The organism is Candidatus Schekmanbacteria bacterium (genome assembly GCA_003695725.1).
GTDB lineage: Bacteria > Schekmanbacteria > GWA2-38-11 > GWA2-38-11 > J061 > J061.
Window position 1 is genome coordinate 1 of record RFHX01000145.1, and the last position, 8,416, is coordinate 8,416.

Consider the following 8,416-nt stretch of genomic DNA (forward strand, 5'->3'; position numbering starts at 1 on the left):
GGATATGACGGTTCAGATTATGAGATATTCTTCTATGATGGAAGCTCAATACAGCAAATTACAAATAATTCAAGAGGTGATGAAAATGTAAAAATAGATAACAATGATAATATTGTATGGTTAATCAGAGATGGCACAGATTCTGAAGTTATGCTTTACAACGGAGGAACAACTACACAAATTACGAATAATACTACCGATGATGAATTTGCTGAGTTGAATAATGGCAAAATTGTTTGGCGAGGTTATAACTCTGTTAGCGGCAATACTGATATCTATCTCTATGATAGTGGAGTGATTGATCAAATTACAAGCAACTCTTACAATGACGATTATCCTCAAATAAATTCGAATGGCCAAATTGTTTGGGTAGCAAATGATGCACCTTCAAGCTATCAGATATATTTTTACGATGGAATGACTATTCAAAATATTTCGAACAATTCATTGAATAACTCTTCTCCTCAAATAAACGATTCAGGAGAAATTGTTTGGTCAGCTAATGATGAGATTTTTTACTATGATGGGAGTGCTACATTACAGCTTACAAATAACACATTTATAGATAGTACGCCTTTGATAGATTCACAAGGAAATATTGTTTGGGGTGGATTCGATGGTAATGATTGGGAGATTTACTACTTTGATGGCATATCAATTGAGCAGCTTACTGATAATATCTATGACGATTTGAATTATTCGATTTCTCCTTCAGGAAATATTGTTTGGCAGTCATTTGATGGCAACGATGATGAGATTTTTCTTGCCCTGAAGAATGCGCCTGTCCCTGAACCATCGACATTATTTCTTCTTGGCGCAGGATTTGTCCTTTTTACATTTTGTGGAAGGAAAAAATAACATAGCATATTAGCTCATTAGAAATTGAGGAGAAAAAAGATGAAGAAAAAGGTTATGTGGACCATAATATTGCCATTTCTACTCATTTTGATATTTGGATCTTATTCATATGCAGTGCAATTTTCAACAAAAGTATTGGATCAGGTTTATGCCGCTGATTTTCTCAAAATCAATGAAACTGGAATGGCGGTATGGGAAAGTGAGGATGACCGCGAAGATATTTTCCTTTATGATAACAGCAGGGACCAGATAATAAAACTTAAAGCAGGATTCAATACAAGTGACAAAGCCCCCGATATAAATAAATTTGGAGATGTAGTTTGGGCTGACACTGATCCTGTATCAGATGGAGGAGGAATTTATTTTTATAATTACAGCGACGGCACAATCTCATCAATTGGAGGTTCAGGTTTCTATGACGCTTGGTATCCACAAATAAATTCTCAAAGGAATATAGTGTGGCAGGGATATGACGGTTCAGATTATGAGATATTCTTCTATGATGGAATGAATATCATACAGCTTACAAATAACAGCTATGACGATCTATATCCTCAAATAAATGATCAAAATTCTATTTTGTGGCAAGGTTCAGACGGAACTGATTTTGAAATTTTTCTATATAAAGATTCTTTTACAACACAACTTACAGATAACAGTTTTGATGATACATCGGCAGTAATGAACGAAAATGGTGCTGCTGCGTGGATGGGTTTTGATGGAAATGACAATGAAATCTTTTACTATGACGGTTTAAATGTAACTCAATTGACTGATAATTTATTGGTTGATGAGTCACCTGTCATTAATAATCAGGGGAGTGTAGTTTGGTTTGAGGGAGGTGATTCAATCACAACTTTTGATGATTTGGAAGTTTGTCTTTATGATGGATTAACCATAAATCAGATAACAGATGACAATGATTATGATGATTTTTCCCCTTACATAAATGATAACGGAGAAATAGTATGGACTTCTCAGCAGAGGAATTTTCCATATTATTCTGATATTTATTATTCTGATGGAACGATGATTCAGCAGATTTCAACCATTTATAACAATAATTCATTTCCAGCCATAAGCAATTCGGGCAATGTCGTATGGTTTTCCACTGACCAATACGGTAATCAATATGTAAATTATGCTGAAAAGATTTCAGAGCCTGTTCCTGAGCCTTCTTCTTTATTTCTTATGGGGGGAGGTTTTTTACTCATTATTTCTTTACGGCTGAATAGAAAAAGGAAATATTGACAGGAAATTGAATAGATTTTTATTTGGAAAGATTGCCATAGTTACGGTATTTTTCCGCAACTATTGGTAGGTTGGAGATTATTGCTTTGAGTGCTTCATAGGGAAAGCTTAGAGTGATTTCCTCATCTGATATGCCGGTATATTTCCTCCAAGCAACATCGCTATATGAAAAAGCGGGTTTGCCCGTAACATAGGGATATTGAATATTAAAGGTGCATCCTCCATTTCCTCCGAATCCTTTTATGAGATTGCCTGTCGTATAAACATATGTGCGTGAAAGAATATCTGCTTTTTTTGGAGTACAGAAAATCAACAAAATGTCAGGGCTTGAAATTTCAGGAAAAAGTCCGAGCTGAATAGCTGCATTCTTCTTTGCCGGATAGGGTATTTCCTTTTCCACTTCATCATAATAAGACATTGCAGTTTCAATGTCCTTATATGAGCCTTCCATATCCATATGTAGTTTAATCATCTCCTTCTTTTCTTCTCTTGTCATCGATTCGGCTACACCTGCCGCAACTACACCTCCTGTGCAGAAACATTGGTCTTTTATGGTATAGAAGGTTTCTTCTCGCTCTAAAATCTCCTTAATCTGTGTGCAAAGTCCGGGAAATGCTCTCTCTTCATATTTTTTGATGCCTTCCGGTTCTTTTTTTGAAAACTTGAGAGCAACAATCCTTTTTGCAAGAGAAAGTTCATCTTTCAATATCTTCCATATCTCGTTATCTTTCAAAGCAATTCTCCTTTTAAATTATTGTGCAGTGAGATTGAAGGCAAATTATGGAATTTTTTTTACAGATTTGATATTCATTGTCCAGAAATTAATGAATTCACAATAAATGGGGTTGAATTTTGGAAGATTTGAAGAAATCCTTCATAAAGGAAGCGGAGAAGTCCTTTGCAGAAATCTGCAAGAAAGCAGTTGATATAGGAAAATCCTTTGAAGAGATAAAAAATGGAAAAGGCGAAATATCTTTGAAGGTCTATAAAGGTGATAAAGTTGAAAAGGTGATTTTTTCTTCAATAAAAATTTTCGAGCTCGCTGTAGTAGAAGAATCTTTTATGGTTTGGCCAACTGATGAATACAATTTTCCTGTCTTATGGTGCAATCTGACAAGTATGTCCGGAATGAATATAGCAATTTGCGATTATATGCCGTTGGCTGATTTGACAATTTGGAGCGACTATATTTCAAAATATTTTGAGGGATTTCAAAGAATTAAAAGAGAAGTTATGAAAGAGCTAAAAAATGGGATTGAAGAAGAACTTAATGAAATTTCATCAATAGTAATTTGCGCGCTGTCGCCATATAGAATCATCTTGAATCTGAAGGATGAAGGTGTCGATAGATTTATTTTTCAGCTAAAAAAATTCTATTCTGATTACCTGTCACTTATAAACTCTTCAAAGAATATCGATGGCGATGATAAGGATTTCAGCATAAGAAAAAAAGAAGCACTCAAAAAATTAATGAAACAAAATGACCCCGGTTATCCAATTATGGCAAATGCATTTGGAAATGAGCTTACTGATAAGGTTTTCGATATAATCTTTTAGAATTATTAGCCCTCACTAACTATGAGATGTATGCCATAATTCTCTGGATTTGAAAAAGTTTTTTTAATATACTCTTTTCTTAGGTTGAAATTTAGTGATGCTCACTTCCTTGTAATCAAAACGGATATTTTCGCCATCCTTGTAGGCAAGAGTATGCTTTAACCAGTTAGCATCGTCTCTTTCAGGATAATCTTCCCTGAAATGAGCTCCTCTGCTTTCAGTCCTGTTTAGCGCACCTGCTGCTATCACTTGAGAATAATCCAACATATTACCAAGCTCGATGGCTTCGATAAGTTCTGTATTGTATTTTTCGCTTTTGTCAGTAATAGAGATCTGTTGGTATCTTTCCTTCAAAGTCTTAAGATGTTCATTGAGCTCCTTTAAGCCCTTTTCTTCTCTAAATACTGAGCATTTATCCATCATCTCTTCCTGCAAACTGGCTCTTATTTCGTGAACCTTTTCTTCCCCATTGCTGTTTTTTATCTTTTCGATTTTTTCCCGCGCGCCTGCATCTGCATCCTTTGGAAGGGGTTCAAAATCTGCATTTGGCAGAAAATCGAGAATGGCTTTTCCTGCCCGCCTTCCAAAGACTATTGTATCGAGAAGTGAATTTGTCCCTAAACGATTTGCCCCGTGGACTGATACACAGGCACATTCACCGGCGGCAAAGAATCCGGGTATGGTCGTCTTATCTTTACCTAAAAGTATTTTTCCGTCAACATCTGTTGGTATTCCGCCCATTTGATAGTGGGTAGTTGGTTTTACAGGAATTGGCTGTTCGGCAGGGTCTATTCCTAAGTATGTCCTTGATAATTCACTTATTTCTGACAATTTTCTTTCGATTTCAGCTTTACCAAGATGTCTGATGTCCAGATGCACATAATCTTGTCCATTTATACCACGTCCTTCTCTTATTTCAGTATATATAGACCTTGAAACAACATCGCGAGAAGCAAGCTCTTTTACAGTAGGGGCATATTTCTCCATAAATCTTTCCCCTTTATCGTTGTAGAGAATGCCGCCTTCTCCTCTTACTGCTTCGCTTATCAAGATTCCAAGTTTATGAATCCCTGTTGGATGAAACTGCACAAATTCAAGGTCTTGAAGAGGTATCCCATGGTTATAGGCAATAGTAAGCCCATCGCCGGTGCAGGAATAAGCATTTGTGGTGGTTTTGAATGCTTTCCCATATCCCCCTGTAGCAAACAGCACGGCTTTTGCATGAAATGTTATTATTTCTCCGCTTCTCATATCCATTGCTACTATTCCGCAACAGATTCCGTTTTTGATTATGAGGTCGAGCATAAAAAATTCAGAATAAAATTTAACTCTGTGTTTTATACATTGTTCATATAGGGTGTGTAGCATAACATGACCTGTGCGGTCAGCTGCATAACATGCTCTTTTAACTGGTGCTTCTCCGTAGTTTTTTGTATGTCCTCCCATAGGCCTTTGGGCAAGCTTTCCATCTTTTGTCCTGCTGAAAGGGACTCCCATATGTTCAAGCTCATACATTGCCCGCGGCGCATCATTGGTCATTATTTCGATGGCATCTTGGTCTCCAAGATAGTCGCTTCCTTTTGTTGTATCAAAGGCATGCCATTCAGGATAATCTTCTTCTTCATTTGCAAGGGCTGCGCCAATTCCTCCTTGTGCCGCAGATGAGTGGGAACGCGTTGGGAAAACTTTTGTAACAACGGCAACATCAGTTTTGCCGGCAAGCTCAACTGCCGCTCTTGAACCAGCCAACCCTGCACCTACAATAATAACATCGTGTTGAATTATCATGTTGAACTCCTTTCTAAGTATCTAATTTTTATATTTTTTTTAATTTTTTCATCTTTGTAAAAGTTGCTATCTTATATACCTGTGAATTATTTATTTCAAGTATCTAAATGTATTTTTCTCAGTAGTTGATTTTTAAAGATTTTTGAAGAAAGATAAAAATCCAATATGACCCCTTGAATAATATTTCAATTTAAAATAAAAGGACTTCAAAAAAAAATTGACTTTTCTTAAAATAATTCAATAAACTTAATCACTTTGAAGTAAGATAACATTGCAAAATTACAACATTTTAAAGGAAGGATTTAGTAATGGAGCATTATGATTTGTTAGGACTTGAATTAGGATTAAACGATTCAGGCCTTGTGGAAGGAAAGGTTACAGGATTTCTTGCAAACGAATTGTCAGGTTTTTTTGACCTTTATTTGATGAAATTGAATACAAATAAAGTTCTTGCTGTGAAAAGAGGCGGGAATGTTTATACCTGTTTTTTGCCTCCTCTACCAAGCAAAGCAGGGGTAAAGGATTTAACGAGAAAGCTTTTGAGAAAATTTTTGAATTTTCGCATTCCCTCCACATGCACATTAAGTACGACTTATGCCTGTCAGGCAAAGTGTGTACATTGCAGTGCTGACAAGAATATGAAAAAGAGAGGCAGAGAGTTGACGACTGAAGAATTTAAAAATGTCCTTGATCAGGCCATTGAGCTCGGTGTTGTGAATATTACCTTGACAGGAGGTGAGCCCCTTTTAAGAAAAGACATATTTGAATTGATTAAACATGTAAATCCAGATGACGCAAACTGTATGATGTTTTCGAATGGAGAATATTTAACTGAAGAAAACTGCGCTAAACTTGCCGAAGCCGGACTTTTTTCTGTTATGGTAAGCATAGATAGCCCTGACCCTGAAATTCACGACAAATACCGGGGAGTCAAAGGGCTTTTCGATAAAGCCATAAAGGGAATTGAAAGAGCAAAGAAAGCCGGCATCTTGGTTGGTATTTCGACATATGCAACAAGAGAAGATTACAAGGATGGAAGTCTTGAAAGAATTTTAGAGCTTGGAAAGGAAATAGGAGTTCATGAAGTAGTTGTTTTTGACCCCGTGCCAACAGGCAAATTGATAGATAATATGGATATGATATTGAGTATGGAAGAAAAGGAAGAGATAGCAAAACTGACAAATGAATATCGTATGCGTCCCGATTATCCGGGTGTAATAACACAGTCTTGGATAAATGGACCAAAGGGCTCCGGCTGTTTTGCCGGGAATGAACAGTTCTATATGACTGCATATGGAGATATTTGTCCCTGTGATTTTACACCATTGAGCTTTGGAAATATTAAGGATGAAAGCCTTGCAACAATATGGAATAGAATTCTTGACCATCCAGCTTATCGGGAAAAATGCAATCATTGCCGTATGCAGGATAAGGAATTCCGCGCAAAATATATCGATACTATTCCTGAAAATGTGCCTTTCCCTTATGAGATATTTAAAGAAAATCAGGTTTGATTTGTAATCAAAGGAGAGAAGATGGAAGAGATTAAAGGGTTTATAAGAAATATTCCGGATTTTCCAAAAGCAGGCATTAATTTCAAAGACATAACACCCCTCTTGGGTGATGCAAAAGCATTCAAGAAGGTTATTGATACCTTTGCTGAAAGACATTCAGGAAATGGAATAGATAAGGTGGTAAGCGTGGAATCAAGAGGTTTTTTCTTCGGAGCGGCGCTTGCTTATAGAATTGGCGCTGGCATTGTGCCTGTTAGAAAACCGGGGAAACTTCCTTATGAGACAATAAGCGCAAGTTATGAATTGGAATATGGACAAGACACACTCGAAATTCATAAGGATGCAGTAAAAGAAGGTGAAAAAGTATTGATAATAGATGACCTTCTGGCAACAGGAGGGACGATTGGGGCTGTATGTGAGTTGGTTGAAAAATTAGGCGGAAATATCGTAGAAATAGACTTTGTTATTGAACTTGGATTTCTTAATGGAAGGGAAAAACTGGGAGAGCGTCCAATTTTTTCCCTGATTGCTTTTTAAAGAACTTTATATCAAACTTTTTGGAGTATTAAAATTCAATGGAGCGAAAAATCCTGCTGTTTATTGTGTTGCCTCTTTTTTTTCTTTATTCCTGCACACCAGCCTATGTAAAGAGATTGGAAAGGATAGAAACTCTTTTAGACAATCTTGAAAAAGAAATCAAAATAACAAAAACATCACCTGAGCTTGCTGTTATTCATACGAATATAAATGCTTTTTCAATGGAGATAAAAAAAATTTCGTCTCTTGATTATTCAGAAAATGGCAAGTATGCAGAGAATTCTTCGCGCCTTTCAGATATTATTTCTAAAATAGAATCGATTCATAATGAATTCAAAAAGATTGAATCTGAAAACTTGGACAATGAGTTGAAGGAAACATTTTTAGATGTTTCAAAGAAAGTTATTTCTTTTGCTGAAAAATTGAAGGATAGAGATTTGGCAATATCGAAAGGGGAAACAGCATACAAGAATGCGGAAACAAGTATGATTGCGGCAAATGCGGCATTGAAAGATGGCAGGCAAGAAGATGCTGAAAAAAAACTCAAAGAAGGAAAAGCATCTCTTAATATTGGAAATAATGAATTCATCAAGGCAGCTGAACTGAATAATAGCTTATTGAATCAAAGAGAGGATTTGATCCAAAATTATCAAAGACTTTCCTCTTTGGTGAAAGATAAAATGGGTTTAGAGCTCTTTGAAATCTCTGATTTTAAGTTTCTTGAAAAAGATAAAAAAAGACTCGACCGTACAGTCAATAATCTCAGGAAGAGAGGTTGAATTTTTAAAAGATATCTTTTACCCGCTTAAAGAAGTCCCACAGAATTATTAATAATAATGTTGTTGTGGAAAATAATCCTGCCAAGAAAAAGATAAGTGCATCCTTATCTATTTTTTTCATAGATATTACCC

General features: G+C 36.0%; 8 protein-coding genes. 6 read left to right on the top strand and 2 right to left on the bottom strand.

The genetic code is table 11. From position 1 onward, the window contains the following. Together D6734_05810 and D6734_05815 are read left to right on the top strand one after the other, a co-directional pair. Positions 1 to 858: PEP-CTERM sorting domain-containing protein (locus D6734_05810; protein ID RMF95302.1), on the top strand; the 858-nt coding region annotated here is incomplete at its 5' end. Between the two features lie 39 nt (positions 859 to 897). Continuing rightward, positions 898 to 2,109, top strand: a complete 1,212-nt coding sequence (locus tag D6734_05815; protein ID RMF95303.1) for a PEP-CTERM sorting domain-containing protein — start codon at positions 898 to 900, stop codon at positions 2,107 to 2,109. A gap of 19 nt (positions 2,110 to 2,128) precedes the next feature. On the opposite strand, the gene D6734_05820 is transcribed toward D6734_05815, so the two are convergent. Beyond that, positions 2,129 to 2,848 carry a hypothetical protein gene (locus D6734_05820; GenBank protein RMF95304.1) on the bottom strand — a complete coding sequence of 240 codons (720 nt, stop codon included), beginning with the start codon at positions 2,846 to 2,848 and terminating at the stop codon, positions 2,129 to 2,131. Between the two features lie 110 nt (positions 2,849 to 2,958). Here D6734_05820 and D6734_05825 point away from each other — a divergent pair, with 110 nt between their 5' ends. After that, positions 2,959 to 3,666, top strand: a complete 708-nt coding sequence (locus D6734_05825) for a hypothetical protein (protein RMF95305.1) — start codon at positions 2,959 to 2,961, stop codon at positions 3,664 to 3,666. A gap of 63 nt (positions 3,667 to 3,729) precedes the next feature. Here D6734_05825 and D6734_05830 read toward each other — a convergent pair whose 3' ends face one another. Next, positions 3,730 to 5,454: a succinate dehydrogenase flavoprotein subunit gene (locus D6734_05830; GenBank protein ID RMF95306.1), complete on the bottom strand. Its 1,725-nt coding sequence runs from the start codon at positions 5,452 to 5,454 to the stop codon at positions 3,730 to 3,732. Positions 5,455 to 5,762: 308 nt separating this feature from the next. Between D6734_05830 and D6734_05835 the strand changes: the two genes are divergently transcribed. The 3 genes from D6734_05835 to D6734_05845 are packed head-to-tail and all read left to right on the top strand — an operon-like array spanning position 5,763 to position 8,284. Continuing rightward, on the top strand, positions 5,763 to 6,968 hold the full coding sequence (locus D6734_05835; protein RMF95307.1) for a radical SAM protein: 1,206 nt from the start codon (positions 5,763 to 5,765) through the stop codon (positions 6,966 to 6,968). 21 nt (positions 6,969 to 6,989) lie between these two features. Then, positions 6,990 to 7,505: an adenine phosphoribosyltransferase gene (locus D6734_05840; protein RMF95308.1), complete on the top strand. Its 516-nt coding sequence runs from the start codon at positions 6,990 to 6,992 to the stop codon at positions 7,503 to 7,505. Positions 7,506 to 7,543: 38 nt separating this feature from the next. After that, complete coding sequence (locus D6734_05845) at positions 7,544 to 8,284, top strand: hypothetical protein (GenBank protein ID RMF95309.1); 741 nt, start codon at positions 7,544 to 7,546, stop codon at positions 8,282 to 8,284. The last annotated feature ends 132 nt before the right edge of the window (positions 8,285 to 8,416 follow it).